This window comes from Pseudomonas sp. NFACC37-1 (assembly GCF_900101575.1).
Taxonomy (GTDB): domain Bacteria; phylum Pseudomonadota; class Gammaproteobacteria; order Pseudomonadales; family Pseudomonadaceae; genus Aquipseudomonas; species Aquipseudomonas fluorescens_AA.
Window position 1 is genome coordinate 38,045 of sequence record NZ_FMUZ01000004.1, and the last position, 26,991, is coordinate 65,035.

At 60.5% G+C, this 26,991-nt stretch carries 28 protein-coding genes; 17 read left to right on the forward strand and 11 right to left on the reverse strand.

Going from position 1 to position 26,991, the window contains the following annotated elements:
- Positions 1-37: 37 nt before the first annotated feature.
- From BLP82_RS06420 to norR, 5 genes are all read right to left on the reverse strand, one after another.
- Complete coding sequence (locus tag BLP82_RS06420) at positions 38-1,009, reverse strand: 2-hydroxyacid dehydrogenase (protein ID WP_092166153.1); 972 nt, start codon at positions 1,007-1,009, stop codon at positions 38-40.
- A gap of 201 nt (positions 1,010-1,210) precedes the next feature.
- Positions 1,211-1,960 carry a YkgJ family cysteine cluster protein gene (locus tag BLP82_RS06425; RefSeq protein ID WP_092166155.1) on the reverse strand — a complete coding sequence of 250 codons (750 nt, stop codon included), beginning with the start codon at positions 1,958-1,960 and terminating at the stop codon, positions 1,211-1,213.
- A gap of 79 nt (positions 1,961-2,039) precedes the next feature.
- On the reverse strand, positions 2,040-2,369 hold the full coding sequence (locus BLP82_RS06430; RefSeq protein ID WP_092166157.1) for a hypothetical protein: 330 nt from the start codon (positions 2,367-2,369) through the stop codon (positions 2,040-2,042).
- Between the two features lie 118 nt (positions 2,370-2,487).
- On the reverse strand, positions 2,488-3,390 hold the full coding sequence (locus BLP82_RS06435; protein ID WP_092166158.1) for a chemotaxis protein CheV: 903 nt from the start codon (positions 3,388-3,390) through the stop codon (positions 2,488-2,490).
- Positions 3,391-3,715: 325 nt separating this feature from the next.
- Positions 3,716-5,272, reverse strand: coding sequence for a nitric oxide reductase transcriptional regulator NorR (gene norR, locus BLP82_RS06440; RefSeq protein ID WP_092166159.1), 1,557 nt, complete (start codon positions 5,270-5,272; stop codon positions 3,716-3,718).
- A gap of 153 nt (positions 5,273-5,425) precedes the next feature.
- Between norR and hmpA the strand changes: the two genes are divergently transcribed.
- The 10 genes from hmpA (at position 5,426) to BLP82_RS06490 (ending at position 13,898) form a co-directional block, all read left to right on the forward strand.
- A complete protein-coding gene (gene hmpA / locus BLP82_RS06445; protein ID WP_092166160.1) occupies positions 5,426-6,607 on the forward strand; it encodes an NO-inducible flavohemoprotein in 1,182 nt (393 codons plus the stop codon).
- A 365-nt stretch (positions 6,608-6,972) separates the two neighbouring features.
- Positions 6,973-7,482 carry a disulfide bond formation protein B gene (locus BLP82_RS06450; protein ID WP_092166161.1) on the forward strand — a complete coding sequence of 170 codons (510 nt, stop codon included), beginning with the start codon at positions 6,973-6,975 and terminating at the stop codon, positions 7,480-7,482.
- Between the two features lie 93 nt (positions 7,483-7,575).
- Positions 7,576-7,923, forward strand: a complete 348-nt coding sequence (locus BLP82_RS30240; protein WP_139197817.1) for a hypothetical protein — start codon at positions 7,576-7,578, stop codon at positions 7,921-7,923.
- A gap of 333 nt (positions 7,924-8,256) precedes the next feature.
- A complete protein-coding gene (gene cyoA, locus BLP82_RS06460; RefSeq protein ID WP_060740731.1) occupies positions 8,257-9,204 on the forward strand; it encodes a ubiquinol oxidase subunit II in 948 nt (315 codons plus the stop codon).
- Between the two features lie 3 nt (positions 9,205-9,207).
- Positions 9,208-11,238 (forward strand): cytochrome o ubiquinol oxidase subunit I, encoded by a 2,031-nt coding sequence (cyoB, locus tag BLP82_RS06465; RefSeq protein ID WP_092166162.1) that lies wholly within the window; start codon positions 9,208-9,210, stop codon positions 11,236-11,238.
- Positions 11,239-11,241: 3 nt separating this feature from the next.
- The gene (locus tag BLP82_RS06470; protein WP_092166163.1) at positions 11,242-11,868 is read left to right on the forward strand and encodes a cytochrome o ubiquinol oxidase subunit III; all 627 of its coding nucleotides are present in this window, start codon (positions 11,242-11,244) and stop codon (positions 11,866-11,868) included.
- Positions 11,869-12,204, forward strand: a complete 336-nt coding sequence (cyoD, locus tag BLP82_RS06475) for a cytochrome o ubiquinol oxidase subunit IV (protein WP_014340102.1) — start codon at positions 11,869-11,871, stop codon at positions 12,202-12,204.
- A gap of 11 nt (positions 12,205-12,215) precedes the next feature.
- A complete protein-coding gene (cyoE, locus tag BLP82_RS06480) occupies positions 12,216-13,103 on the forward strand; it encodes a heme o synthase (RefSeq protein WP_063324463.1) in 888 nt (295 codons plus the stop codon).
- Positions 13,104-13,242: 139 nt separating this feature from the next.
- Entirely contained in the window at positions 13,243-13,587 is a 345-nt protein-coding gene (locus tag BLP82_RS06485; protein WP_092166164.1) for a toxin, read from the forward strand.
- A complete protein-coding gene (locus BLP82_RS06490; RefSeq protein ID WP_092166166.1) occupies positions 13,584-13,898 on the forward strand; it encodes a helix-turn-helix domain-containing protein in 315 nt (104 codons plus the stop codon). Before BLP82_RS06485 ends, BLP82_RS06490 begins: the two co-directional genes overlap by 4 nt.
- A 191-nt stretch (positions 13,899-14,089) precedes the next feature.
- Here the strand turns inward: BLP82_RS06490 and BLP82_RS06495 are convergent, their stop codons facing one another.
- From BLP82_RS06495 to BLP82_RS06510, 4 genes are all read right to left on the reverse strand, one after another.
- Complete coding sequence (locus tag BLP82_RS06495) at positions 14,090-14,794, reverse strand: hypothetical protein (protein WP_092166168.1); 705 nt, start codon at positions 14,792-14,794, stop codon at positions 14,090-14,092.
- Between the two features lie 91 nt (positions 14,795-14,885).
- Complete coding sequence (locus tag BLP82_RS06500) at positions 14,886-15,677, reverse strand: DUF72 domain-containing protein (protein ID WP_092166170.1); 792 nt, start codon at positions 15,675-15,677, stop codon at positions 14,886-14,888.
- Positions 15,678-15,768: 91 nt separating this feature from the next.
- Entirely contained in the window at positions 15,769-16,782 is a 1,014-nt protein-coding gene (locus BLP82_RS06505; protein WP_092166172.1) for a sensor domain-containing diguanylate cyclase, read from the reverse strand.
- 243 nt (positions 16,783-17,025) lie between these two features.
- Positions 17,026-17,943 (reverse strand): LysR family transcriptional regulator, encoded by a 918-nt coding sequence (locus BLP82_RS06510; protein WP_092166174.1) that lies wholly within the window; start codon positions 17,941-17,943, stop codon positions 17,026-17,028.
- Between the two features lie 98 nt (positions 17,944-18,041).
- On the opposite strand from BLP82_RS06510, the gene BLP82_RS06515 reads away from it, so the two are divergent.
- Positions 18,042-19,217: an aspartate aminotransferase family protein gene (locus BLP82_RS06515; RefSeq protein ID WP_092166176.1), complete on the forward strand. Its 1,176-nt coding sequence runs from the start codon at positions 18,042-18,044 to the stop codon at positions 19,215-19,217.
- A 150-nt stretch (positions 19,218-19,367) separates the two neighbouring features.
- Positions 19,368-20,105 carry a YiaD family glycine zipper/OmpA-like lipoprotein gene (locus tag BLP82_RS06520; RefSeq protein ID WP_092166461.1) on the forward strand — a complete coding sequence of 246 codons (738 nt, stop codon included), beginning with the start codon at positions 19,368-19,370 and terminating at the stop codon, positions 20,103-20,105.
- A gap of 233 nt (positions 20,106-20,338) precedes the next feature.
- Here BLP82_RS06520 and BLP82_RS06525 read toward each other — a convergent pair whose 3' ends face one another.
- A complete protein-coding gene (locus BLP82_RS06525; protein WP_003205372.1) occupies positions 20,339-20,776 on the reverse strand; it encodes a Z-ring associated ZapG family protein in 438 nt (145 codons plus the stop codon).
- Positions 20,777-20,923: 147 nt separating this feature from the next.
- Here BLP82_RS06525 and BLP82_RS06530 point away from each other — a divergent pair, with 147 nt between their 5' ends.
- From BLP82_RS06530 to zapE, 3 genes are all read left to right on the forward strand, one after another.
- Positions 20,924-21,553: an alpha/beta hydrolase gene (locus BLP82_RS06530; protein WP_092166178.1), complete on the forward strand. Its 630-nt coding sequence runs from the start codon at positions 20,924-20,926 to the stop codon at positions 21,551-21,553.
- A gap of 24 nt (positions 21,554-21,577) precedes the next feature.
- The gene (locus BLP82_RS06535; protein ID WP_092166180.1) at positions 21,578-22,933 is read left to right on the forward strand and encodes a tryptophan--tRNA ligase; all 1,356 of its coding nucleotides are present in this window, start codon (positions 21,578-21,580) and stop codon (positions 22,931-22,933) included.
- 102 nt (positions 22,934-23,035) lie between these two features.
- Positions 23,036-24,130, forward strand: coding sequence for a cell division protein ZapE (zapE, locus tag BLP82_RS06540; RefSeq protein WP_072409535.1), 1,095 nt, complete (start codon positions 23,036-23,038; stop codon positions 24,128-24,130).
- A 191-nt stretch (positions 24,131-24,321) separates the two neighbouring features.
- Here zapE and BLP82_RS06545 read toward each other — a convergent pair whose 3' ends face one another.
- Positions 24,322-25,218: a GlxA family transcriptional regulator gene (locus tag BLP82_RS06545; protein WP_170842279.1), complete on the reverse strand. Its 897-nt coding sequence runs from the start codon at positions 25,216-25,218 to the stop codon at positions 24,322-24,324.
- A 245-nt stretch (positions 25,219-25,463) separates the two neighbouring features.
- On the opposite strand from BLP82_RS06545, the gene BLP82_RS06550 reads away from it, so the two are divergent.
- Positions 25,464-26,600: an acyl-CoA dehydrogenase family protein gene (locus BLP82_RS06550; RefSeq protein WP_092166184.1), complete on the forward strand. Its 1,137-nt coding sequence runs from the start codon at positions 25,464-25,466 to the stop codon at positions 26,598-26,600.
- A gap of 33 nt (positions 26,601-26,633) precedes the next feature.
- Positions 26,634-26,975, forward strand: coding sequence for an acyl-CoA dehydrogenase family protein (locus tag BLP82_RS06555; RefSeq protein ID WP_371914116.1), 342 nt, complete (start codon positions 26,634-26,636; stop codon positions 26,973-26,975).
- The last annotated feature ends 16 nt before the right edge of the window (positions 26,976-26,991 follow it).

Sequence of the window (26,991 nt, forward strand, 5' to 3'; positions counted from 1 at the left end):
GCCACGGTGTGTTCCCCCGGGGGCTTTTGCGGAGGATTTATTTCCAGACTTGCGGGTTGACCAGGTTCTGCGGTCGCTCGCCCAACAAGGCACTGCGCAAGTTATCCACAGCCAGATTGGCCATGGCCTCACGGGTTTCGTGAGTCGCCGAGCCAATGTGGGGCAGGGTCACGGCGTTTTTCAGCTGGAACAGCGGCGATTCGGCCAATGGTTCTTTCTCGTAGACATCCAGCCCGGCACCGCGGATGCGGTTGTTCTGCAATGCTTCGATCAGCGCTGGTTCGTCTACCACAGGGCCACGGGAAATGTTGACCAGGATGGCACTCGGTTTCATCAGGCCCAGTTCACGCTGGCCGATCAGATGGCGGGTTTTCTCGCTCAACGGCACCACGAGGCAAACGAAATCGGCTTCGGCCAGCAATTGGTCCAGTTCGCGAAATTGTGCGCCCAGCTGGTTTTCCAGCTCGGTCTTGCGACTGTTGCCGCTGTAGATAATCGGCATGTTGAACCCCAGCCGGCCACGCCGGGCAATGGCTGCGCCGATGTTGCCCATGCCGACGATGCCCAGGGTCTTGCCATGCACGTCGCTGCCGAACAACTGCGGGCCGACCGTCGCTTGCCATTGCCCGGCTTTGGTCCAGGCGTCCAGTTCGGCCACGCGCCGGGCGCTGCTCATCAGCAGGGCGAAGGCCAGGTCGGCGGTGCTTTCGGTGAGCACGTCGGGGGTGTTGGTGAGCATGATCCCGCGTTCATTGAAGTAGGCCAGGTCATAGTTGTCGTAGCCCACCGACACGCTGGAAACCACTTGCAGGTTCGCGGCGCTCTGCAGTTGCTCGCGGCCGAGCTTGCGACCGACACCGATCAGCCCGTGGACGTGAGGCAAGGCTTCGTTGAACTGCGCGTTGATGTCGCCGTTCGACGGGTTGGGGACGATCACGTCGAAGTCCTGGCGCAGGCGTTCGATCATGGGGGGCGTGATACGGCTGAAGGCAAGTACGGTTTTTTTCATCGTGCAAGGCTCATCTGCAAGGAATACCAAGCACGCTAACATTCCTGGCGCGGGTTAGGCGAGAGGGCAGGGTGTAATCGCACCGACACCAGTCTTCTGTGGGAGCGAGCTTGCTCGCGATGGCGCCAGCCCAGTCACTCGCAATTGATTGACAGACCGCTATCGCGAGCAAGCTCGCTCCCACAGGGGATCTTTACAAACTCAGGCGGCCCGCAGGGAAATGAAGGCGTAGGTGACCGGTGCTTCAGTGACCACCCGCGCGCCGCTGGCCGAAACCTGGTTGGCCACGTCCTCGCCGGACAGGTGGAACTGCCATTCGCCAGCCGCCAGGTCCAACGGCTGCGAGCGGGCTTGATCGATAGCGGCGGCAAACGCAGCCATGTTCGGCAGGTAGGCCGTGAATCCGTCGCCCTTCAACGCCGTCGTGTGGATGCCCAGAGACATGCAGATGCGTTCCTTGATCGCGATTTCCTCACGATCGGCCTGGCGTGAACGCTCGATCAAGCGGGCCAGTTCCTGGTCCACCAATTCACCGCCCAGTATCAACTGCGGCCCCGTTTCCCACGACTCCGGTGGGCAATCCTTGGCGGCGGGATCGAGCGGGATGTGTGGATTGATTTCCATGGGATAAATACGACACACCAAGGGTCTGCGCTCATAGATGCGGCACAGGTTTTCGTCGTCCAGATTATGGCAACGACCCACGTTATAAGCGGCGAACGTGATCGCTACCCGCGCGTCGCTCGTGCCGCTACGGACCACCGCCGAGCGTCGTTCGGCATGTTCACGTTGCGCCACCGGAAGGCCGAGGCCATTGGGCAGGAAGGCCTCGACCAGGACAATCACCTGGCCGCCGTCATTGGCCCACATCCTGGCTTCGTCGAGGGTCAGGGGAACGTGATGGCCGGTACAGCATTTACCGCACCCTACACAGGAAAACGTGGTGTTCATTGATCGACCAAAGGCAATAGGCTGAAAGCGGCGCCGGAAAAACGCCGCGATAAGCCCTGCGAAGCAAGTTATGCGCCATTCATCGAGGGGCGTCGGTCGGGCGGATCGAGTCCCATTCGGTGACGAAGGCGGTCCCGGTTTTCTTGCGGTAGAGGCACAACTCGGTGCCGGTTGCGCCCTTCATGTGTTTCTGAGGGTATTGGCCTTGCAGCAACACAGCGGTGTAGCCCACCCGGTCGTCGAATTGCGCGGCGGTGCCGACGGGTTCGGGGTCTTTAAGGCCGCTGGCCTTCAGGCAACTGGCGAGCACTTTTTTGTCGTAGGCGGCCCAGGCGTCGGGGCTGGAAGCCTGAGCCTCAAAGGCCATGGCGGCAGTGAGGCCGAGGAATATCAGCGCAGGGGTTTTCATCAACAATGTCCTTGTTCAGGGGAACCAGGGCAGGAGTATGCCTGAGGTTGGAGCAGTGTTCAGAGGCCGCGACGATCGCAGCCTCCCGGCGTTCGGCCTGCATTGCCGCGGGTGGGTGTCAGCGCCCTTGTTCGGCGACGGCCTTGGCCGCGGTGATCAGGCACTTGGTCAACTCCGGTGACGAGAACTTGGTGAGCACCCCGTTTGCGCCGGCCAGGCGCGCCTTTTCACTGTTCATGGCGCTGTCGAGCGACGTGTGCAGCAACACGTAGAGGTGCGCGAAATCCGGCGTTTCGCGCAGGGTCCGGGTGAGGGCGTAGCCGTCCATTTCCGACATTTCAATATCGGAAACGATCAGGTTGATCTCCTGCGCAGTGCCCTGCAGCTCCAACAGACAGTCGATGGCTTCCTTGGCGCTGCGGGCGGTGTGGCATTGCAGGCCCAGGTTGCGCAGGGTGTACACCGATTGCTGCAGCGCGACCTGGCTGTCATCGACCACCAGGATCCGGGCGTTGCCCAGTACTTCGGCGTCTTCCATGCTCAGTTCGGTCGGCGCGGTTTCGATCTGCGCCGGGGCGATGCCGTGGATGACCTTTTCGATGTCCAGCACCTGCACCAGCGTACCGTCCACCGAGGTCACGCCGGTGATGAACGCCCGCACGCCGCCGGAACCGTAGGGCGGTGGTTTGATGTCGGTGGTCAGGCAATGCACGATCTTGCTCACCGCCTGCACATGCAGGCCCTGTTTGGAACGGCTCACGTCGGTGACGATCAGGCAACCGCCGTCCGGATCTTCCAGCGGCCGCTCGCCAATGGCGCGGCTCAGGTCGATCACCGACAACGACGTCCCGCGCAGGGTGGCGATGCCTTTGACGTGCGGATGGGACTCCGGCAGTTTGGTCAACGGTGGGCAGGGAATGATTTCACTGACCTTGAGCAGGTTGATCGCCATCAGCTTGCCGCTGCGCAAGGTAAACAGCAGAAGCGAAAGTGAATCTGCGCGGGCTTTGTTGGAAGACATAAAAACCTTCTGTGGAAAAAGGTGGGGCGAGCCTGAAGATCGCCAAAACAGCTTTTGATATTGGGTTATCGACTTGTCGGGGGCAGGCTTTAGGACGAAAGCGGTCGACAGCCAATTTCAAGTCAGCGGCCTGCGGACGCTCATCTTGTGGCGAGGGATTTACCTGTGGCGAGGGGATTTATCCCCGATGGGTTGCGCAGCAACCCCAAACAAGGCTGAACGCATTCAGTCTGATACTCCGGGTTGGTAGATTTTTGGGCTGCTGCGCAGCCCAGCGGGGATAAATCCCCTCGCCACAGAGGGCCTCAGTGGCTGCTCAAGGACACTACTTTAGCCCCAACCGCCTGGCCATCCGCCCCAGGTTCGCCCGATCCAGCCCCAGCTCCCGGGCGGCGCTGGCCCAGTTGTGCTGGTGCCGCTCCAGGCAGGCGGCAATCAAATTGCGTTGGAATTCGTCCACCGCTTCGCGCATGTCTCCCGTCACGCCCACCTGTGCCGGTGTCGGGCCGGTGGATGATGGGGCAGGGTTATCCACAGGGGCTTGGGGCAAACCCAGGTCCTGGGCGCTGAGGCTGAGGATCTTCGGGCGCGTCGGGCAGCGGCCCAAGGCCTTCAGGGCACTGCGGCCAATCAGGTGTTCCAGTTCGCGTACGTTGCCCGGCCAGTCGTAGGCCACCAGTGCGGCCTGGGCGTCGTTGGTCAGGCGCAGGCTGCCCAGGCCCATGCGTGAACGATTCTGTTCCAGGAAAAAGCCGCTGAGCAGCAGCACGTCCCGTCCGCGCTCACGCAGCGCCGGTACCTGCAATGGGTACACACTCAAGCGATGGTAGAAGTCGGCCCGATAACGGCCGTTGCGCACTTCTTCGGCGAGGTCGCGATTGGTGGCCGCGATCAGGCGCACATCGACCCGGTGCTCCTTGTCCGAACCCAGGCGCTGCAGTTGGCCGCTTTGCAACACCCGCAGCAACTTGGCCTGGACCGTCAGGGACAACTCACCCACCTCATCGAGGAACAAGGTGCCGCCGTCGGCCAGTTCGAATTTGCCGCGCCGGTCGTTCGTCGCCCCGGTGAAGGCGCCTCGTACGTGGCCGAAGAGTTCACTTTCCACCAGCGTATCCGGCAGGGCGGCGCAGTTGAGGCTGATGAGCGGCTGCCCGGCGCGTTTCGACGCGGCATGGATGGCCTGGGCGACCAGTTCCTTGCCCACACCGGTCTCGCCCGTGATCAATACGGTCAGGTCGCTGCCGCCCACCAGCGCGATCTCTTCCACCAGGCGCTTGTGGGCCTTGCTCTGGCCGACCATGTCGCGATGTTGCTGGCCGCTGGCCTGGCGATAGACCTCGGCGCGACGGTGCTCATCCTCGGCCTTCAAGGCCAGGCGCTCGATGCGTTCGGCGGCGCTGACCGTGGCGGCGGCGAGGCTGGCGAAGGCTTGCAGGGCGCTCAGGTCGATGGGTTCGAAGCGTTCCGGGTCCAGGGAATCCAGGGTGAGCAGGCCCCAGGGGCGCTCGTCGACGAACAGCGGACACCCCATGCAGTCGTGGACCTCCAAGTGCTCGGCCAGCCCCTCGACCAGCCCGTCGTACGGGTCGGGCAGGCCGCTGTCGGCGGCGAAACGGGTGGGCTGCGGGTTTGCCAGCAGCGCTTCGAAGCGTGGGTGTTCGCTGACCCGGAAGCGTCGGCCCAGTGTATCGGTACTCAAACCGTCCACCGCCAGGGGCACGAGGCAGTCCCCGTCCAGGCGTAGCAGCGCGGCTGCGTCACAGGGCAGCAGCGCACGCAGGGCGCCCAGCAAGCGGCGATAGCGCTCGCCTTCAGGCAGTTCGCGGGACAGGTCCGCCACCAGGGGCAGCAAGGCTGTGAGCAGAGAGGTTGCAGTCATAAGGACTCCATGTAGTCCAAAAGACTCTAAATCGTTCTGTGTCTTTATGACTACTTTTTATTTAACTAATTGAAAAATAAGAAAATAAATTGTGGCACGGAAACTGATAGTAGAGCCGTAGTTGTTATTCAAGTCCTTGCATGGAGTCACCTTATGCTCAGCCAAGAAGAACGCGCCATCATTCGCTCCACCGTGCCATTGCTTGAAAGCGGGGGTGAAGCGCTGATCACTCACTTCTATCGCATGATGCTGTCCGAATACCCGCAAGTGCGCCCGCTGTTCAACCAGGCTCACCAAGCCAGTGGCGATCAACCCCGTGCGCTGGCCAACGGCGTGTTGATGTATGCGCGGCACATTGACCAGCTCGACCAGTTGGGCGACCTGGTGGCGAAAATCGTCAACAAGCACGTTGCCTTGCAGATCCTGCCGGAACACTACCCGATTGTCGGCGCGTGCCTGCTGCGAGCCATTGCCGAGGTGTTGGGCGCGGAGATCGCCACGCCCGAGGTGATTGCGGCGTGGGGCGCCGCCTACAACCAGTTGGCCGATATCCTGATCGGTGCCGAAACCGGCATGTACGACAAGAAGGCCGAGGCGCCGGGCGGCTGGCGTGGCGAGCGTGAGTTCATCCTGGCGGCCAAGGTCCAGGAAAGCTCGGAGATCACCTCGTTCTACTTCGAGCCGGCGGACAAAGGCCCGATCCTGGTGGCCGAGCCGGGCCAGTACATCGGCATGAAGCTCATCCTCGATGGCGAGGAAGTGCGCCGTAACTATTCGCTGTCGGCCCTGGCGGACAATGGTCAGTATCGGATCAGCGTCAAGCGCGAGCCGGGCGGGCGGGTGTCGAACCACCTGCATCATCATTTCGACGTCGGCAGCCGTATCCAGTTGTTCCCGCCGTCCGGGGATTTCTACCTGACCGCCAGCGACAAGCCGCTGGTGCTGATCAGCGGCGGCGTCGGCATCACGCCGACCCTGGCCATGTTGCAGGCGGCACTGCAAACCGAGCGGCCGGTGCATTTCATCCACTGTGCACGTAACGGCCGCGCCCATGCCTTCCGCGACTGGATCGACGACTTGGCCACGCGGCATCCGCAACTCAAGCGCTTCTACTGCTACGACGAAGACGACGGCTTGAGCCCGGCGGCGGATAAGGTGGGGCTGCTGAGCCAGGAGCAATTGGCGCAATGGCTGCCGGAGCAGCGTGACCTGGACGCCTATTTCCTTGGGCCGAAGGGTTTCATGGGCGCCGTCAAGCGCCACCTCAAGGCCCTGGGCGTGCCGGACCGGCAGAGCCGCTACGAATTCTTCGGTCCGGCGGCGGCGCTGGAGTAAGGTCTCCACGCCCGCCACAGATCCCTTGTGGGAGCGGGCTTGCTCGCGAAGACGGCGGCACATCCAACATTGATGCAAGCTGACCCATCGCTTTCGCGAGCAAGCCCGCTCCCACAAGGTGGCTGACCATAAGGCCAGGGCAAACTCCTTGTGGGAGCGAGCTTGCTCGCGATAGCGGCGGCAGGTCCATCCCTGTCCAACTGCCAGAATTAATCCCCGCTTAACTTTCTTGCGGTCTATTCCCTCCAATGTCGACGCTCGCTGCTCGTTCACTGTCATGGTCAGCGTGTAGACTTCGATACATCCGATTGCGCGCCGGGTGTCGCGAGGCTGCGCGTCGATCCATGCAGACAAAGGGAAACGCAATGAGTGAGGAAATGATGCGGCTAGGCCGTGAGCGACACTATCTGGTGCTGCTGGGGCTGATCTGCCTGGCGCTGATCGGCGGTGCGCTGTACATGCAGGTGGCCCTCGGCGAGGCACCGTGCCCGCTGTGTATCTTGCAACGCTATGCGCTGTTGCTGATCGCGATCTTCGCCTTCATCGGCGCCGCCATGCGCACCCGCCGCAGCCTGACGATCTTCGAAGGTCTGGTAGTGCTCTGTGCCTTGGCCGGTGCCGGTGTGGCAGGGCATCACGTGTACACCCAGTTCTTCCCCGCGGTCAGTTGCGGCATCGACGTATTGCAACCGATTGTCGATGACCTGCCGCTGGCGAAGATCTTCCCGCTGGGTTTCCAGGTCGATGGCTTTTGCTCCACGCCTTACCCACCGATCCTGGGTCTGTCCCTGGCGCAATGGGCGCTGGTGGCCTTCGTGTTGACGGTGGTTCTGGTGCCGTTGCTGGTATCGCGTAACCGCAAACCGCTTCGCTGAAACGCCTCGATGAAACGCCCCGGTTCTCTCCTGGAGAGCCGGGGCGTTTTACGTTTCACGCTCAAGACGGAGCGTCCTTGATCCGAGGCAAGAATGACCTTCGGCAATGTGCGACACGTTGTCACATATCTTGCGGCGCTCAGCCTTTGCGAGAGAGATAACGCACGCTTTCCTGTAACAAAAAAATGTCTGATTTCGCAACTGGCGTATCGCCTGCGGCAGGCATTTTTAACAGCGACGCGTCAGGCGGTGGAGGCCCCGAAAACTGGGCATTTGCCGGGCAAAAAACCTCTTGAAGAGCCTCTCGAGCTGTCTAAATCGGGCGTAGTAGACCTACGTTTTTTGGGGTTCTTGTTGAGAATGAATTTCGATACCATGCTGGCCCGTTGCAATATCAGCAAGAGATTGTTGCCGAATCGGTTAAAAATTATTTCGGGATGAGACATGGTCTACAGCGCGTCACCTCACTACAATCGCCCGCACCGATTTTCCGACCCGGCTCAGACTTGAGCATGAGAGTGGTCGAAGGGCGCCAGCGCCCCATGCGACCCCAGGTGTCGGTGCCTCCAACTACCCGCACCAAATGGAATTGGGCTTGAACTAGGCCTTTTGACCAACGAATAAGAACTCACTGCTGGCCCGGGATGTGTCGAACAGCCGCTGACGTTCGATGGGCAGCCCTTATTCAATCCAAGAAATGCCAACCCTTGGCAGGGTGAAGTGTTGGCGATCAAAACCCAACTGCATTGCGCAAGCTGCTTTAGAGGTCGTGAGATGAGTAAAAACAGGTACCCCCGATTACTAGGCTTGTTGCCGCTGCTCGGCACGTTGCTGCTGGGAGGCTGCAACATGACCTTGCTCGATCCCAAGGGCCAGGTCGGCCTGGATGAACGAAACCTGATCATCACCGCCACACTGCTGATGTTGCTGGTCGTCGTGCCGGTCATCGTCATGACCTTCCTGTTCGCCTGGAAGTACCGCGCAACCAACACCAAGGCCACGTACACGCCGAAATGGTCCCATTCGACCAAGATCGAAGTGGCGGTGTGGACGATTCCAGTGCTGATCATCATTGCCCTGGGTTACATCACCTACAAGTCGACCCACGCCCTGGACCCTTACCGTCCGCTGGATTCGGACGTCAAGCCGATCACCATCGAAGTGGTTTCGATGGACTGGAAATGGCTGTTCATCTATCCGGAACAAGGCATCGCCACCGTCAACAAGATCGTGTTCCCGGCCCACACGCCGATCAACTTCAAGGTCACCTCCGACACTGTGATGAACTCGTTCTTCATCCCGGGCCTGGGCGGCCAGATCTACGCGATGGCGGGCATGCAGACCAAGCTGCACCTGATCGCCAACCAGAACGCCGAACTCGACGGTATCTCCGCCAACTACAGCGGCGCGGGTTTCACCGGCATGAAGTTCAAAGCAATCGCCACGACCCAAGAAGATTTCGATGCCTGGGTCAACGATGTGAAGAAGGCACCTAAACAGCTTGAAAAAGCTGAATACGAAGCCCTTTCCAAACCGAGCCAGAACAACCCAGTCGAACTCTACTCGTCGGTTACGCCGAACCTGTTCCAGACCATCATCGACAAATATGAAGGGATGAATCCAGGCAAGCCGATGCACCACGAGAAGAACGAGAAGGAAGTGGCTCACAACATGGAAGGGATGGACATGAGCTCGCATTCAGCTGCCGGGGCAGAGGAGTAAACGATGTTTGGTAAATTAAGTTGGGAAGCGATCCCGTTCCACGAGCCGATTGTCATGGTGACCCTCGCCATCATCGCGCTCGGTGGTCTGGCATTGTTTGCAGGCATCACTTATTTCAAGAAGTGGACCTACCTGTGGACCGAGTGGCTGACCTCGGTCGACCACAAGAAAATCGGCGTGATGTACATCATCGTCGCCATGGTCATGCTGCTGCGCGGTTTTGCCGACGCCATCATGATGCGTACCCAGCTGGCCATGGCCACCGAGGGTTCGCCTGGCTACCTGCCGCCTGAACACTATGACCAGATCTTCACCGCCCACGGTGTGATCATGATCATCTTCATGGCGATGCCATTCTTCACCGGCCTGATGAACCTTGCGGTGCCGCTGCAGATCGGCGCCCGTGACGTTGCCTTCCCGTTCCTGAACTCCTTGAGCTTCTGGCTGCTGGTGTCCGGCGTGGTGCTGATCAACCTGTCCCTGGGCGTTGGCGAATTCGCCAAGACTGGCTGGGTGGCCTATCCGCCGCTGTCGGGCTTGCAATACAGTCCGGGCGTGGGGATGGATTACTACATCTGGGCGCTACAGCTTTCCGGATTGGGTACGACGCTGACGGGGGTCAACTTCCTCGCCACCGTGGTGAAAATGCGTACCCCTGGCATGAAGCTGATGGACATGCCGATCTTCACCTGGACCTGCACCTGGGCCAACGTCCTGATCGTCGCTTCCTTCCCGATCCTGACCGCTACCCTGGCTTTGCTGACGCTTGACCGCTACATGGATTTCCACATTTTCACCAATGAGCTGGGTGGAAATCCGATGATGTACGTCAACCTGTTCTGGGCTTGGGGTCACCCTGAGGTGTACATCCTGATCCTGCCGGCGTTCGGGATTTTCTCCGAAGTCATCTCGACCTTCTCCGGCAAGAAACTGTTCGGCCACCACTCGATGATCTACGCTTCCGGCGCGATCTCGGTACTGGGCTTCATGGTCTGGCTGCACCACTTCTTCACCATGGGTTCGGGTGCCAGCGTCAACGCCTTCTTCGGCCTGGCGACCATGCTGATTTCGATCCCGACGGGGGTGAAGCTGTTCAACTGGTTGTTCACCATCTACCAGGGCCGTCTGCGCTTCACCAGCCATGTGATGTGGACCCTGGGCTTCATGGTGACCTTCGCCATCGGCGGCATGACCGGCGTACTGCTGGCCATCCCGGGTGCTGACTTCGTGTTGCACAACAGCCTGTTCGTGATCGCGCACTTCCACAACGTGATCATTGGTGGCGCAGTGTTCGGCTACATCGCCGGCTTTGCCTTCTACTTCCCGAAAGCGTTCGGCTTCAAGCTGCACGAAGGCTGGGGCAAGGCAGCGTTCTGGTTCTGGATCACCGGCTTCTTCGTCGCGTTCATGCCGCTCTATGTACTGGGCTTCATGGGCATGACCCGTCGCTTGAACACCACCACCAACCCTGAGTGGGTGCCGTACCTGTACGTCGCCATGTTCGGTGCGGTGATGATCGCTGTCGGCATCGCCTGCCAGTTGATCCAGTTGTATGTCAGCGTGCGCGACCGCAACAAGCCAGAGAACATGTGCGAACACGGCGACCCGTGGAATGCCCATACCCTGGAATGGTCGACCTCTTCGCCACCGCCGTTCTACAACTTTGCCGTGCTGCCGAAAGCGGACGTGATCGACCCGTTCACCGAAGCCAAGGAAAACGGTACCGCGTATCCGGTCCCGGCCAAGTACGAGCCGATCCACATGCCCAACAACACCGCCACCGGTGTGGTCATGGGGGCGCTGCTGACCGTGTTCGGCTTCGCGATGATCTGGCACATCTGGTGGCTGGCCATCGCCAGCCTGGTCGGCACCGTGGTGTATTTCGTGATCCATGCCGCCCGTGACGATCAGGGCTACATGGTGCCGGTGGATGTCATCGAGCGCATCGAAGCCGAGCAGCACAAGCGCCTGGTAGCGGCCGGGAAAGTCCCCGCCTCCGCCACCCGTGTTGAAACCTCGTTGGAACAGGCTTAAACCATGTCGAACTTAGTGACCACTGTTGGACACGCCCATGGTCATGACCATGGGCACGATGACCATCACCACGACTCGGGCGAGATGACCGTATTCGGTTTCTGGCTCTACCTGATGACCGACTGCATTCTGTTTGCGTCGATCTTCGCGGCCTACGCGGTGCTGGTTAACAACGTCGCCGGTGGCCCGTCGGGCCACGACATCTTCGAACTGCCTTATGTACTGGGCGAAACCGCGCTGCTGCTGTTCAGTTCGATCACCTACGGCTTCGCCATGCTGGCGTTGTTCAAAGGCAAGAAAACCCAGGTACTGGGTTGGCTGGCCATTACCTTCCTGTTCGGTGCCGGCTTCATCGGCATGGAGATCAACGAGTTCCACATGTTGATCTCCGAGGGCTACGGTCCTAACCGCAGTGGCTTCCTGTCCGGGTTCTTCACCCTGGTCGGCACCCACGGCCTGCACGTGACCAGCGGCCTGATCTGGATGGCGATCATGATGTATCAGGTCCAGAAAAACGGCCTGACCGCCACCAACAAGACGCGCCTGAGCTGCCTGAGCCTGTTCTGGCACTTCCTGGACGTGGTGTGGATCTGCGTATTCACCGTTGTTTATCTGATGGGGACCCTGTAAATGGCTAACGCACATTCCCATGATGGCCATGACGCCGGCCACGGCAGCGTCAAGTCCTACGCCATCGGTTTCATCCTGTCGGTGATCCTGACCGTCATCCCGTTCGGCCTGGTGATGTACCCGTCGCTGCCCAAGAGCCTGACCCTGTGGATCATCCTGATCTTCGCCGTGGTCCAGGTCTTGGTGCACCTGGTGTACTTCCTGCACCTGGACCGCTCCGCCGCCCAACGTAACAACGTGGTCGCGTTTGTCTTTGCCGCGATCGTGATTGTCCTGCTGGTTGGCCTGTCGTTGTGGATCATGTTCAGCATCCACACCAACATGATGGCGCACTGAGGAAAGTCCGGATGTCCCTGAAGCACTTTATCCAAATCACCAAGCCGGGGATCATTTTCGGTAACGTGCTTTCTGTGGCAGGCGGGTTTTTCCTGGCCTCGAAAGGGCATGTCGATCTGGCCATCTTCCTGGCGGCGATGATCGGCACTTCCCTGGTGGTGGCGTCCGGTTGCGTGTTCAACAACTGCATCGACCGCGACATCGACATCAAGATGGAACGCACCAAGAATCGGGCGCTGGTCCAGGGCCTGATTCCGGTGCAACTGGCCCTGGCATTCGCCACGGTGCTGGGCGTGGCCGGGGTGGCGCTGCTGTACTGGGTGGCCAATCCGTTGGCGGCGTTGTTCGCGGTGATCGGTTTTGTCATCTACGTCGGCCTCTACAGCCTGTACCTCAAGCGCAAGTCGGTCCACGGCACGCTGGTGGGCAGCCTGTCGGGAGCGATGCCGCCGGTGATCGGCTACGTGGCGGTGAGCAACAGCTTCGACATGGCGGCGCTGACGCTGCTGGTGATGTTCAGCCTGTGGCAGATGCCGCACTCCTACGCCATTGCGATCTTCCGCTTCAACGACTATCTGGCAGCGTCGATTCCGGTGCTGCCGGTCAAGCGCGGCATCCTGGTAGCCAAGAAGCACATCCTGCTCTACATCCTGGCCTTCCTGGTGGCGACCTTGATGCTGACCTTCAGCGGCTACGCCGGCATGAGCTACCTCGCCGTCGCCGCCGCCATGGGCATGTACTGGCTGTACATGGCCTGGACCGGCTACAAGGCGGTGGATGACACGGTCTGGGCACGCAAGCTGTTCGTGTTCTCGATCTTCACCATCACCGCCCTGAGCGTCATGATGTCCCTGGACTTCAAAGTACCGAGTGAGCTGCTGCTGACGTACGCGCCTTAAGCTTCAGACGTTGCAAAAAAAGCCCCGCCTTCGAGAGAAGCGCGGGGTTTTTTGTCTAGGTGGGGCATGGATTGGCTGTCATTCATCGCAATAGATTATGGTTTGTTGAATTGTAGGCAATTTGCCTATAGTTTCTGCCATGCATACCCTATTTTTTGAAACGACTACGTTCACGGCCACGGTTGGTCATTATCTGAGTGACGATGAATATCGCCTGCTTCAGTCCTATATGCTGCAGCATCCAGAAGTCGGTGACGTCATGCCACGTACCGGCGGCTTTCGTAAGCTGCGCTGGTTCGATGAACGTCGTGGGAAAGGCAAACGTGGCGGGTTGCGAGTCATTTACTATTGGCTCATGAATGATCGTCAGTTCTGGATGTTCGCGATCTATAACAAGGACGAGTTGGAAAACCTGACCTCCGAGCAAGAGAAGATGCTCAAGCGCGCCATAGAAGCAGAGTTGAAAGTGCGAGGGACCTTATGAAAAAACGTGATCTGTTTGCCGAGATGATGCAAGGCGTCGGGGAGATGGCTGCTCAACGGGAGGGTAAGATTACCCTTCGTCAGATATCGATCGAAGACAAACCGGTTCCCGAGGTGTCGGCGCAAGAAATCGTAGCGTTGCGCGACAAGCTCCATATGTCTCAGGCCGTTTTTGCCAAGAGCATCAGGACCAGTCCTGGCACCCTTAGGAATTGGGAGCAGGAGAAGTCCAAACCCAATGCCCAGGCGGCTTTGTTGATCAAACTGGTCGAGAAGTTTCCAGACATGGTCGAGCGGCTCGGCACTGTTTGAGGCATTCATACCCCCCATGAAAAAGCCCCGCCTTCGAGAGAAGCGCGGGTTTTTTTCATGGGGCTTGCGGGCCGTCGATGTTCCTGTGGGAGCGAGCTTGCTCGCGACAGCGGTGGTTCAGCCTGCATGAGTGCTGAATGTGCCGGCCTCATCGCGAGCAAGCTCGCTCCCACAGAGTCCTCGGGTGAGGCTTATTGCTGCGCGATGCTGTAGCCGTCGAAGGCTTTCTGCTGTTGCAACGCAGTGACGATGCCTTTGCGGGTGGCCGGTTGTTCGGTGCCGTCATTGTCCAGGAAGGTTTCGCTTTCCAACTCGGCTTCGTCGCCTTCGCCTATGAAGTTGAAGCCCAGGAACTCGAAGGCCTCGCGGTCGACGTTCGGCTTGGAGCGCGGCGTGCGCAGGGGCAGGGTGACACTGATGCCGTCCTTGCTGATGACAAACACCTCGGCTTCCTTCTTGGCCCGCGAGGCCTTGCCCTTGCTGCCGCTCGGGTTGCTGATGGCCTGGTGAGTCTGGTTCAGCACTTTCAGGGCCAGGCCGTAGACCAGTTCCTGGAACGACGGGTCGTCCTTGTAGCTGGAGAGGATGCGGCTGATCGGGAAGCGGCTGCTCAGGTCTTCCAGGGCCGCGAAGTCGGCGGCTTCGGCGTCCTTGAGCTGTTTGAGCTGGCCCATCAGTTCGTAGGCCTTGTCGTCGTCGAAGGCATCGTGGGCCTGGCGGATGGCGTTGCGCAGTTCGCGGATCTGGTCGCTTTCGCGGTTCGACTGGAACGCATCGAGGACCATTTCGCTGATGGTTTTGGCCTGGGGCAGATGCTGTGAAAGATTGATGGAGTTTTCGTATTCCGCTTTGGACGACAGGGTGACTACGGATTCAGCGGTGTTGGAATCGGACATTGAAATTTCACTACTTCTGTTAGCGGGATGAGGCGAGAAAGGCATTGAGCTTTTTTCCGGTCGCCTAATCTATTGGACCCGAGCGGTGTTGTCACGGTCGGACCGGCAGCAACTGACCATTTGTTGCCGGTGACGGCTTTGCGTCCTGCATCAGGTCCATCAAGCGCAACGCGTCGGCGGTCGCGGCGCCACTGGCGGTGTTGTCGAAGATGCACCAGGTCGGCGTGTCGGGATCGGCTTGCAAGGTTCGGGCGAGGCGCTCCAGCCAGGCGTCTTCGTAGGCTGAGTAGTAGATCCGTGGCGAACCGTGCAGCCGGTAGTAGCGAATGCCAGGCCAGCCAGCGGGTTGATCGCCGCCGGGCAAGGGTGACGGATCGGCGGCGACGCGGCCGATGCACGCGTCTTGCAGAATCGTCGCGGCCTGGGGTACGAGCCAGCTCGGGTGTCGTGGCTCAAGCACCGCATGACCTTGATAACGGTCTCGCAAGGCCTTGAAGAATACTTCGGCCACGGCAGCCTCGAAGGCCAGCGACGGTGGCAACTGAATCAACAGGCAGCCAAGCTTCTCTTCCAGTTGCGAGCATTGCCCGAGGAATTCATCCACAAGCCCTTCGCAGTCGATCAGCCGCCGTTCATGAGTTATCTGCTTGGGCACCTTGACCGAGAAGCGGAAGTCCCCGGCAACGCTGCCGGCCCACTTCCCATACGTGGCGGGGCGATGCGGCCGGTAGAACGAGCTGTTGATCTCCACGGCGGGGAACCGGCTGCTGTAGCGCTGCAAATGCGTCCCGTCGACAGTAAAGGCCGGCCAATGCTCCCGGGGCAGCGACCAGCCGGCGCAGCCCAGGTAAAGGCGTGAGGAGGAGGGAAGTCGAGTTGGCAAGGGCGCAGGCCTGATCGCGAGGTATACAGGCTATGACCGCTGCCAACGCCTCATGTCTGCATTCTTTTTTGTGTTTGGGCCAGGGTACCGTTCATTCGCAAATCACATTCTTGCCCGCCATCTTGGAGCGATACAGCGCCTGGTCCGCCCGGTGCAGCAACGCCGAGTGCTGTTCATCCTCCAAGCGCTGCACTACGCCAAAACTCATGGTGATCTGGAAGTCGCCCACCGGCAGCAGGTCGGACAGGCCACGACGAATGCTTTCCGCCAGCAGGCGGGCGTCGGCCAGGGCGGTGTTGGGCAAGATCATGATGAATTCGTCGCCGCCCCAGCGCACCAGCAAGTCATTGCCGCGCTCGCAGCGCTTGACGCTCTGCACCACTTGCACCAGCGCTGCGTCACCGAAGGCGTGGCCGTAGCGATCGTTGATGTCCTTGAAGTCATCGACGTCCATGGCGATCAACGACAACGGCTCGCGGAAACGCTGTGCGCGCTCACAGGCCAGCGGCAGCGCCTGGTCCAGGCGATAACGGTTGGCGACCCGCGTCAGGGCATCGGTTTCGGCAAGCCTGCGGTTCTCGTCGAGTTGGAGCTGCAACTGATGGTTGACCCGGGACAGTTCGCGGGTGCGTTCTTCGATGATGGCTTCCAAGGATTTGTTACGCCGTTCCAGTTGCTCGAACAGGCGCTTCTTGTCATCGATACTGCGATGGGCGCCGATCATGCGGGCCACCGTGCCGTCCGGGTTGCGGGCGATCACGTAGCCGCGATCCTCGATCCAGATGTAGGCCCCGTCGCGCATGCGGCAACGGTACTCGGCCTGGTAGCGATGGGATCGTTGTTCCAGGTAGTCGTCGAACAACGCCATGACCCGTGGGTAATCCTCCGGATGGATCACGCTTTCCCAGGTCAACACGGTGTTGTCCAGTGAATGAGGCAGGTAACCAAGCATCGTGTACCAGCCGGGGTTTCGGTAGACGAAGCCGGTGTTGGCATTCCAGTCCCAGATGCCATCGCTGACCAGTTCCAGGATGGTGTGCAGTACGCCTTCGTCCAGATCGGACAGGTCGAACCGCAGCATGTCGATGTTCGAGGCGTCTCCCATCGTCGTTTCCTCGTCGGCCTTGATATCAAAATGCTCGTCCAAGAAGAAGAGTAGCTGATGGGGGGGTGGGGAACTAGCGGCGGATGTTCAGACGGGGTTTGCTTTTGTGGCGAGGGGATTTATCCCCGCTGGGTCGCGTAGCGGCCCCCCAAAAGTCATCAAACCCGACATCACCTGCGATGTGAACCGACAGTCTTGGGGTTGCTGCGCAACCCAGCGGGGATAAATCCCCTCGCCACAGCATCATTGGGCTGGGGGTTGGGGTTTGCCCCATTTCTCCAGCGCGAACTCGACAAAACTGCGCAGTTTCGGCAAGCGGTAGCGATCCTGCGCGTACATCAGGCTCATCGGCCGATGGGGCAATTGGTAGCCCTGCAGCAACGCCACCAAGTGCCCCTCCTTCAGGTCCTGGGCCACCAGGGCATCGGGCAACATCACCACGCCCATCCCGGCCAGGGCGGCGCGATGCAAGCCCGAAGAGCTGTTTATCAGCATCGGTCCGTTCACCGGGACTTTGATCTCGCCGTCCGGCCCGTTGATGGGCCAGTGATCCTGGGCGAAGCGCCATTCATCTGCTGCTGAATAGGCGAACGACAGGCAGTCGTGTCGTTGCAGGTCCGCCGGTTGTTCCGGCGTGCCGCGCCGGGCCAGGTAAGCAGGGGAGGCGCAGATGGTCAGGGTGTAGTCCAGCAACGGACGGGCAATCAGCTTCGGGTCGGGATGGCCGAGGCGGATGGCGACGTCGAAGCCATGGTCGAGCAGGTCCAGGCGCTGGTTGGTCAGCACCACGTCGAGCTTGACCTGGGCGAAGCGCTGGCTGAATTCGGCCAGTGCCGGCGAAAGGCGTTCGGTACCAAAGGTCAGCGGCGCGGTGATGCGCAGAGTGCCGGTGGGCTCGCCTTGGGTCTGTTCGGCCAGGCGTTCGGAGTCGGTCACCAGCCCCAGTACTTCCAGGCAGCGCTGGTAGTAGGTCGAGCCGAATTCTGTCAGACGCTGGCGCCGCGTCGTACGGTTGATCAGGCGCACGCCGAGGCGTTGCTCCAGGGCACGAAGATGATTGCCCACCATGGTGGTGGACATTTCGCACGCCTGGGCCGCCGCCGTCAGGCTCCCGGTTTCCACCACCTTCACGTAAACGGTCATTGCCTGGAACAGGTCCATTATCAAGCTCGGCTTTTAAATGATTGAAGTAAATCAGCGTTTATCCAGCCCTGGTGGCTAACCATACTGGAAAAAACCACCCGATGGAGCTTGATGCCATGACCGCTGCCTGCCTGATGACCACTTACCAACCCCTGGCGCTGAATTTCACCCATGGCTTGGGGACGCGCCTGTGGGACCAGGACGGTCGCGAATACCTCGATGCGGTGGCGGGCGTGGCGGTGACCAATGTCGGCCATTCCCACCCGCGGCTGGTGGCCGCCATCAGCGAGCAGGCCGGTCTGCTGTTGCACACCTCCAACCTGTACAGCATCGATTGGCAGCAACGCCTGGCGCAAAAGCTCACCCGGCTGTCGGGGATGGAGCGGGCGTTTTTCAATAATTCTGGCGCCGAGGCCAACGAAACCGCGCTGAAACTGGCGCGCCTCTACGGCTGGCACAAGGGTATCGAGCAGCCCTTGGTGGTGGTCATGGACAACGCGTTCCATGGGCGCACCTTGGGCACCATGTCCGCCAGTGACGGTCCGTCCGTGCGGCTGGGCTACAACCGGTTGCCGGGGGATTTCATCAAGGTGCCGTTCGGCGATCTTGCGGCGCTGGAACAGATTCAACAGGCTCACGCCGAGCGCATCGTCGCGGTGCTGGTGGAACCGATCCAGGGTGAAAGCGGTGTGCAACTCGCCCCACCGGGTTATCTCAAGGCCTTGCGGCAGCTGTGCAGTCGGCGCGCCTGGCTGTTGATGCTCGACGAGATCCAGACCGGCATCGGTCGCACCGGCCAATGGTTCGCATTCCAGCACGAGGGCATCGTGCCGGATGTCATGACCCTGGCCAAAGGCCTGGGCAACGGTGTGCCCATCGGTGCCTGCCTGGCACGGGGCAAGGCTGCCGAGTTGTTTACCCCTGGCAGCCATGGCAGTACGTTCGGCGGCAATCCACTGGCCTGTCGGGTCGGCTGCACGGTGCTGGACATCATCGAGGAACAAGCGCTGGTGGAGAACGCCAGGCACCAGGGCGAACAATTGCTGAGCCGGCTGCGGGCCGAGCTGGCGGACAACCCGAATGTCTTGGCGATTCGCGGCCAGGGCTTGATGATCGGCATCGAACTCAAGCAACCGGTCCGCGACCTGACCCTTCGCGCCGCTCGGGACCACGGCCTGCTGATCAATGTCACCCGGGGCCAGACCATCCGTCTGCTGCCGCCGCTGACGATCGATGGGCGGGAAGTGGAGATGATTGTCAGGGGCGTGAGCCGCTGCCTGGCCCAGGGCTGAGGCAACCGGCCCAGACGACGGTTTTTCATGAAGCAGCCGGGCGAAGCGCAACGCAGCGGGACGGAATTTTTAACGATTGCCGCGTTCCAACGCCTGCCAGAGTCGATTGCCTACGCCCTGGCACTTCAGACTGAAAACCAGGAGCATTCCATGTTCACCTCGCGTCGCTTGATCGTTGTCGCTACTGCTGTGGCCTTGTTGTCCGGCTGTGCGTCGCCTAACCCCTATGACAACCAGGGCCAGGCCTCTACCGAATCGTCGGGCATGAGCAAAACCGCCAAGTACGGCGGCCTCGGTGCACTGGCGGGGGCGTTGGCCGGTGCGGCCATCGGTCACGATAACCGGGGCAAGGGTGCGTTGATCGGTGCGGCGGTGGTGGGGGCTTCCGCGGCCGGCTACGGTTACTACGCCGACCAGCAGGAAAAGAAACTGCGCGCCAGCATGGCCAATACCGGCGTTGAAGTGCAGCGCCAGGGCGACCAGATCAAGCTGATCATGCCCGGCAACATCACCTTCGCCACCGACTCGGCGAACATCGCGTCCAGCTTCTACCAGCCGCTGAACAACCTGGCCAACTCCCTCAAGGAGTTCAACCAGAACCAGATCGAGATCGTCGGTTACACCGACAGCACCGGCAGCCGCCAGCACAACATGGACCTGTCCCAGCGCCGTGCCCAGAGCGTGGCGACCTACCTGACGTCCCAGGGCGTGAGCGGTGCCAACCTCTCGTCCCGTGGCGCCGGCCCGGACAACCCGGTGGCCAGCAACGCCGATGTCAATGGCCGCGCGCAAAACCGTCGTGTCGAGGTCAACCTCAAGGCGATTCCTGGCCAGCAATACCAGGAGGCGCCGCAGCAGCAGGGGCAGACTTACCAGCAGTACCCATAACGGTTGGGCGGTAAATGAAACGGGGGCTCTGGAAACAGGGCCCCCGTTTTTTGTGGCTGGCGCCAACCCCTGTGGGAGCGAGCTTGCTCGCGATAGCGGTCTGCCTGAGCCGCTGATGTGGGATGTGCCGCCATCATCGCGAGCAAGCTCGCTCCCACAGGGGGATTTTCCTGGACTAAAATGAAGCCCGCCCGATCATTTGATCGGGCGGGCTTTTGGGTGTCGCTCGCAAATTACTTCTTCAAACCGTAATGCTCATCGAGCATGCCGGGTGAATTCGGGGCCTTGGGGGCGTAGTCCCGCGGCGGTTCCTGGATCCCTTTTGGCGGGGTCAGGCGTTCCCGTGGAGTCTGTGCCGCATCGGCTTGCAGGGCGGCGAGCAGGCGCTGGCGAGTCTGCTCGTCCAGGGCCAGGCGATTGGCACCCTCGGACAAATGATCCTGGACATCCTGGTAGCTCTGGGTGAGTTTTTTCACCAGAGAAGCGGTGCTGTTGAAGTGGGTGACCACTTCATTCTGATAACTGTCGAAACGTTCCTGAATGTCGTCCAGCTGACGTTGCGTGCTGTTGGGCACCGCATTGGGCAGCAGTCGGGCAAGCAGGAATCCAATGGCGACACCGGCAACCAGGGCAAGAGTCGGCAACAACCAAACTAAGAGCGAGTGTTCCACGAGTCCTTCCTCTATAAACGGCTTTGCTTTACGTTAACGGCTCGGACCTGCGCTGTATACCGCGAAGAACATCGCAATCATGCCAGGCACAGACTTTAGCTAGACGAGTCGACCCAATTCGGGGTCACGGAGTTCTTTCCCTTGCTTATGCGCGAAACCCCTGTCGTCATCGATGGCCCCGTGGGCCAACTGGAAGCCTTGTACCTGGACAGCGAGGCCCCCCGTGGCCTGGCACTGATCTGCCACCCGAATCCGGTGCAAGGCGGGACCATGCTCAACAAAGTGGTCTCGACCCTGCAACGCACTGCCCGTGATGCCGGGCTGGTTACGTTGCGTTTCAATTATCGTGGCGTGGGGGCCAGCGCAGGTACTCATGACATGGGCACCGGCGAAGTGGATGATGCCCAGGCTGTCGCCCAATGGTTGCGTGAAAAATACCCGCAATTGCCCCTGACCCTGTTCGGTTTTTCCTTCGGCGGCTTTGTCGCCGCCAGCCTCGGTGGGCGCCTGGAAGCCCAGGGGCAACCGGTCAAGCACCTGTTCATGGTGGCCCCGGCGGTGATGCGCCTGGACGAGCAATCGCCCTTGTCGACCGGTGGCGAGTTGACCGTGATCCAGCCGGAAACCGACGAAGTGGTCGATCCGCAGCTGGTTTACGAATGGTCCGACACGCTCCAACGCCCCCATGAGCTGCTGAAAGTGGCAGAATGCGGACACTTTTTTCATGGCAAGCTGACCGATCTCAAGGATCTGATCCTGCCGCGCCTCTCGAATTGATAGCAGTCTGACAAGCGATAACCCATGACGACGCGTACCCGTATCCTGACCGGCATCACCACCACCGGCACCCCGCACCTTGGCAACTATGCCGGCGCCATCCGTCCGGCGATTCTCGCCAGCCGCGACAGCAACGCCGATTCGTTCTACTTCCTGGCCGACTACCACGCCCTGATCAAGTGCGATGACCCGCTGCGTATCCAGCGTTCGCGCCTGGAGATCGCCGCCACTTGGCTGGCTGGCGGCCTGGATGTCGACCGCGTGACGTTCTATCGCCAGTCCGACATTCCCGAGATCCCGGAACTGACCTGGCTGCTGACCTGCGTTGCCGCCAAGGGCCTGCTCAACCGTGCCCACGCCTACAAGGCCTCGGTGGACAAGAATGTCGAGGCCGGCGAAGACCCGGACGCCGGTGTCACCATGGGCCTCTACAGCTATCCGATCCTCATGGCCGCCGACATCCTGATGTTCAACGCCCACAAGGTCCCGGTCGGTCGCGACCAGATCCAGCACGTGGAAATGGCCCGTGACATCGGCCAGCGCTTCAATCATCTGTTCGGCCAGGGCAAGGAGTTCTTCACCATGCCCGAAGCGCTGATCGAAGAAAGCGTCGCCACGCTGCCGGGCCTCGATGGCCGCAAGATGTCCAAGAGCTACGACAACACCATCCCGTTGTTCAGCAGCGCCAAGGACATGAAGGACGCGATCTCGCGGATCGTCACCGACTCCCGTGCCCCGGGCGAAGCCAAGGATCCGGACAATTCGCACCTGTTCACCCTGTTCCAGGCCTTCGCCACCCCGGCCCAGTCCGCTGAGTTCCGCAGCGAACTGCTGCAAGGCCTGGGTTGGGGCGAAGCCAAGAACCGCCTGTTCCAGTTGCTCGACAGCGAGCTGGGTGAAGCGCGCGAGCGTTATCACCAGTTCATCGAACGTCCGTCGGACCTTGAAGACATCCTGCAACTGGGTGCGAGCAAGGCCCGGGCCGTGGCAACGCCGTTCCTCAACGAACTGCGCGAGGCCGTTGGCCTGCGTTCGTTCGTCAGCCAGGTCCAGGTGGCAACCCAGGTCAAAAAGAAAGCGGCCAAGGCGGCTCGTTTCGTCAGCTTCCGCGAGGATGACGGCAGTTTCCGTTTCCGCCTGCTTTCTGCCGATGGCGAGCAACTGTTGCTGTCGAACAATTTTGCCGACGGCAAGACCGCAGGGCAGGTGACCAAGCAATTGCAATCCGGCCAACCCTTGGACGTACGCAGCGACGACCTGGGTTTCAGCGTCTGGCTCGACGGTGAGTGCGTGGCGAACAGCCCGGCCTTCGCCGACAGCGTCGCCCGGGATGCGGCCATCGATGCGCTGCGCGTTGCCCTGACGCCTGCCCAGGACTGATCGCGGCGCGTTACCCGACCATCGGCCCGAATAAGGGCCGATTGCCATTCCTCTGGGCCATCGCTACAGTGACGGCCCGTTTTTGTTGCCTTGCTAACGAATATGACGCCCCTAGAACGATATCAAGCTGATCTGAAACGCCCGGAGTTCTTCCACGACGCAGCCCAGGAAACGGCGGTGCGGCATTTGCAGCGCCTGTACGACGACCTGGTCGCGGCCTCGAACAACAAGCCGGGCCTGTTGGGCAAACTGTTCGGCAAAAAAGACCAGGCACCGGTCAAGGGCCTGTATTTCTGGGGTGGCGTTGGCCGTGGCAAGACCTACCTGGTGGACACCTTCTTCGAAGCGCTGCCGTTCAAGGAAAAGACACGCACGCACTTCCACCGCTTCATGAAGCGCGTGCACGAGGAAATGAAGACCCTGGGGGGCGAGAAGAACCCGCTGACCATCATCGCCAAGCGTTTTTCCGACGAGACCCGGGTGATCTGCTTCGATGAGTTCTTCGTTTCCGACATCACCGACGCCATGATCCTGGGCACCTTGATGGAAGAGCTGTTCAAGAATGGCGTGACCCTGGTCGCCACCTCGAACATCGTGCCGGACGGCCTGTACAAGGACGGCCTGCAGCGGGCGCGGTTCCTGCCGGCCATCGCGCTGATCAAGGAACACACCGAAATCGTCAACGTCGACAGCGGCGTCGACTACCGCCTGCGTCACCTCGAGCAAGCGGAGTTGTTCCACTTTCCGTTGGATGCCGCCGCCGAAGAAAGCCTGCGCAAGAGCTTCCGCGCCCTGACGCCGGAATGCACCCAGGCGGTGGAAAACGATGTGCTGATCATCGAAAACCGCGAGATCCGCGCCATCCGCACCTGTGACGACGTGGCCTGGTTCGACTTCCGCGAACTGTGCGACGGCCCGCGCAGCCAGAACGACTACATCGAGCTGGGCAAGATCTTCCACGCCGTGTTGCTCAGCGGCGTCGAGCAGATGAGCGTCACCACCGACGACATCGCCCGTCGCTTCATCAACATGGTCGACGAGTTCTACGACCGTAACGTGAAGCTGATCATTTCGGCCGAAGTCGAACTCAAGGACCTTTACACCGGCGGTCGCCTGACCTTCGAATTCCAGCGGACCTTGAGTCGTTTGCTGGAGATGCAATCCCACGAATTCCTGTCGCGGGCGCATAAGCCGTAGGGCGATTCGCAAAGCAAAGAAGGCCTGCGTTCGCAGGCCTTTTTTGTATGCTCGAAATCAGTCGTTCACTGCAAAACCCTGTGGGAGCGAGCTTGCTCGCGATGGCGTCTTGTCAGTCAACATCAGTGCTGCTGAACCACCGCCATCGCGAGCAAGCTCGCTCCCACAGTGGATCGTGCCAGGCTCTCGGGCTACGCCGCCTGCTGAAACTGCTGCCGATACTGGTTCGGCGACAAGTCGGTATGTTGCCGGAACAGCCGTGCGAAAAAGCTCGCGTCGTCGTAGCCGACTTCGTAGCTGATGGTCTTGATGCTCTTGCGGCTGCCGGAGAGCAGGCCCTTGGCGGTTTCGATCCGCAGTCGTTGCAGGTAATGCAGCGGCTTGTCGCCCGTGGCGGTCTGGAAGCGGCGCATGAAATTGCGGATGCTCATGCCATGCTCCCGGGCAACATCCTCGAAGCGGAATTTATCGGCGAAGTGCTCTTCGAGCCATTGCTGGATCTGCAGGATGATCACGTCCTGGTGCAGTTTCTGCCCGCCAAAGCCGATCCGTCCCGGCGAATAGCTGCGTTGCACTTCATACAGGATGTCCCGCGCTACGGCCTGGGCCACGTTGGCGCCGCAGAAGCGTTCAATGAGGTAAATATAGAGGTCGCAGGCTGAGGTCGCGCCGCCGGCGCAAAACAGGTTGTCGGCGTCGGTCAGGTGCTTGTCCTGGTTCAGGTGCACCTGGGGGAAGCGCTCCTTGAAGGCATTGAAGAAGCGCCAGTAGGTGGTCGCTTCCTTGCCGTCGAGCAGACCGGCCTCGGCCAGCCAGAACACCCCGGTGGCTTCGCCGCAGAGGACCGCGCCGCGAGCGTGTTGTTCGCGTAGCCAGGGCAGTATCTGGGGGTAGCGTTGGCAGAGGCTGGCGAAATCATCCCAGAAGGCCGGCAGGATGATGATGTCGGTGTTTTCCAAGCCACCGTCCACCGGCATGATCACATCGCTGAAGCTGTTCACCGGTTTGCCATCGGGGCTGACCAGCCGGGTTTCAAACGCCGGCGTCAGACCGTGGCCCAGTTGTTTGCCATAGCGCAGGCTGGCCAGGTGGAAAAAATCCTTGGCTTGCATGAGGGTGAAGGCGAAGACTCGGTCGATTGCCAGGATGCTGACGCGCCTCAAGGGCGTGGAGACGTGCATAGACATAATTCATCTTTTATTTTTATAGGGGAAAGTGGTCACTAGACGGCTGGATCGTCTTATTTTTTGTCGGATGTGTCCAGTGTCCTGTCGTACACCGCAGGCTTAGGCTCTATCGGATAACCACGTCCAACAATAACCATAGGTGAGCCATGATCCCAAGAACACTGTTCAGTCCCGAGCACGAATTGTTTCGTGACAGCGTACGAACCTTCCTCGAAAAAGAAGCCGTGCCGTACCACAGCCAGTGGGAAAAACAGGGGCATGTCGATCGCCAGCTCTGGAACAAGGCGGGGGAGGCGGGCATGTTGTGCTCGCACCTTCCAGAAACCTATGGTGGATTGGACGCGGACTTCCTCTACAGCACGGTGGTGATCGAGGAGATCGGTCGCCTGGGGCTGACGGGGATCGGTTTCTCGCTGCATTCCGACATCGTCGCGCCGTACATCCTGCATTACGGCAGTGAGGCGCTGAAACACAAGTACCTGCCGAAACTGGTGTCCGGAGAAATGGTCACGGCCATCGCCATGACCGAGCCGGGCGCCGGTTCCGACCTGCAAGGGGTGAAGACCACGGCGGTGCTGGACGGTGACGAATACGTCATCAACGGCTCCAAGACCTTCATCACCAATGGTTTCCTGGCGGACCTGGTGATTGTGGTCGCCAAGACCGATCCCAAGGCTGGCGCCAAGGGCACCAGCCTGTTCCTGGTGGAGGCGGGCACGCCGGGCTTCGAAAAGGGCAAGCGCCTGGAAAAAGTCGGAATGAAGGCCCAGGACACGTCGGAACTGTTCTTCCAGGATGTCCGCGTGCCGAAGGACAACCTGCTCGGGCAGGCCGGAATGGGCTTTGCCTACCTGATGCAAGAGCTCCCCCAGGAGCGCCTGACCGTCGCCATCGGCGGCCTGGCTTCGGCCGAAGCGGCGCTGCAATGGACCCTGGACTACACCCGCGAGCGCAAGGCGTTCGGCAAAACCATCGCCGACTTCCAGAACACCCGTTTCAAGCTCGCGGAAATGGCTACCGAAATCCAGATTGGCCGGGTCTTCGTCGACCGCTGCCTGGAACTGCACCTGCAAGGCAAGCTGGACGTGCCGACGGCGGCGATGGCCAAGTACTGGGGCACCGACCTGCAATGCAAGGTGCTCGACGAGTGCGTGCAGTTACATGGCGGCTACGGCTTCATGTGGGAATATCCGATTGCCCGGGCATGGGCGGATGCGCGGGTGCAGCGGATCTATGCCGGGACTAACGAGATCATGAAGGAGATTATCGCGCGGTCGCTGTGATGCCGCGTGATCGTTCCCTCGCTCTGCGTGGGAATGCATCCTGCGACGCTCTGCGTCACCCTCCAGAAGTGGAACGCGGAGCGTCCCTGGCGGCATTCCCAAATGGCTACCGAAATCCAGATTGGCCGGGTCTTCGTCGACCGCTGCCTGGAACTGCACCTGCAAGGCAAGCTGGACGTGCCGACGGCGGCGATGGCCAAGTACTGGGGCACCGACCTGCAATGCAAGGTGCTCGACGAGTGCGTGCAGTTACATGGCGGCTACGGCTTCATGTGGGAATATCCGATTGCCCGGGCATGGGCGGATGCGCGGGTGCAGCGGATCTATGCCGGGACCAATGAAATCATGAAGGAGATCATTGCGCGGTCGCTTTGATCCAGGGTGAACTCAA

Coding starts and splice junctions, on each gene's coding strand:
- cyoA (WP_060740731.1), top strand. CDS start 8,257: ATGAGTAAAAACAGGTACCCCCGATTACTAGGCTTGTTGCCGCTGCTC.
- BLP82_RS06485 (WP_092166164.1), top strand. CDS start 13,243: ATGCATACCCTATTTTTTGAAACGACTACGTTCACGGCCACGGTTGGT.
- BLP82_RS06450 (WP_092166161.1), top strand. CDS start 6,973: ATGAGTGAGGAAATGATGCGGCTAGGCCGTGAGCGACACTATCTGGTG.
- BLP82_RS06505 (WP_092166172.1), bottom strand. CDS start 16,782: ATGGGAGACGCCTCGAACATCGACATGCTGCGGTTCGACCTGTCCGAT.
- BLP82_RS06435 (WP_092166158.1), bottom strand. CDS start 3,390: ATGTCTTCCAACAAAGCCCGCGCAGATTCACTTTCGCTTCTGCTGTTT.
- BLP82_RS06510 (WP_092166174.1), bottom strand. CDS start 17,943: ATGGACCTGTTCCAGGCAATGACCGTTTACGTGAAGGTGGTGGAAACC.
- BLP82_RS06555 (WP_371914116.1), top strand. CDS start 26,634: ATGCATCCTGCGACGCTCTGCGTCACCCTCCAGAAGTGGAACGCGGAG.
- BLP82_RS06495 (WP_092166168.1), bottom strand. CDS start 14,794: ATGTCCGATTCCAACACCGCTGAATCCGTAGTCACCCTGTCGTCCAAA.
- cyoD (WP_014340102.1), top strand. CDS start 11,869: ATGGCTAACGCACATTCCCATGATGGCCATGACGCCGGCCACGGCAGC.
- BLP82_RS30240 (WP_139197817.1), top strand. CDS start 7,576: ATGACCTTCGGCAATGTGCGACACGTTGTCACATATCTTGCGGCGCTC.
- cyoE (WP_063324463.1), top strand. CDS start 12,216: ATGTCCCTGAAGCACTTTATCCAAATCACCAAGCCGGGGATCATTTTC.
- zapE (WP_072409535.1), top strand. CDS start 23,036: ATGACGCCCCTAGAACGATATCAAGCTGATCTGAAACGCCCGGAGTTC.
- BLP82_RS06430 (WP_092166157.1), bottom strand. CDS start 2,369: ATGAAAACCCCTGCGCTGATATTCCTCGGCCTCACTGCCGCCATGGCC.
- BLP82_RS06425 (WP_092166155.1), bottom strand. CDS start 1,960: ATGAACACCACGTTTTCCTGTGTAGGGTGCGGTAAATGCTGTACCGGC.
- BLP82_RS06535 (WP_092166180.1), top strand. CDS start 21,578: ATGACGACGCGTACCCGTATCCTGACCGGCATCACCACCACCGGCACC.
- BLP82_RS06490 (WP_092166166.1), top strand. CDS start 13,584: ATGAAAAAACGTGATCTGTTTGCCGAGATGATGCAAGGCGTCGGGGAG.
- cyoB (WP_092166162.1), top strand. CDS start 9,208: ATGTTTGGTAAATTAAGTTGGGAAGCGATCCCGTTCCACGAGCCGATT.
- BLP82_RS06550 (WP_092166184.1), top strand. CDS start 25,464: ATGATCCCAAGAACACTGTTCAGTCCCGAGCACGAATTGTTTCGTGAC.
- hmpA (WP_092166160.1), top strand. CDS start 5,426: ATGCTCAGCCAAGAAGAACGCGCCATCATTCGCTCCACCGTGCCATTG.
- BLP82_RS06515 (WP_092166176.1), top strand. CDS start 18,042: ATGACCGCTGCCTGCCTGATGACCACTTACCAACCCCTGGCGCTGAAT.
- BLP82_RS06470 (WP_092166163.1), top strand. CDS start 11,242: ATGTCGAACTTAGTGACCACTGTTGGACACGCCCATGGTCATGACCAT.
- BLP82_RS06420 (WP_092166153.1), bottom strand. CDS start 1,009: ATGAAAAAAACCGTACTTGCCTTCAGCCGTATCACGCCCCCCATGATC.
- BLP82_RS06520 (WP_092166461.1), top strand. CDS start 19,368: ATGTTCACCTCGCGTCGCTTGATCGTTGTCGCTACTGCTGTGGCCTTG.
- norR (WP_092166159.1), bottom strand. CDS start 5,272: ATGACTGCAACCTCTCTGCTCACAGCCTTGCTGCCCCTGGTGGCGGAC.
- BLP82_RS06530 (WP_092166178.1), top strand. CDS start 20,924: ATGCGCGAAACCCCTGTCGTCATCGATGGCCCCGTGGGCCAACTGGAA.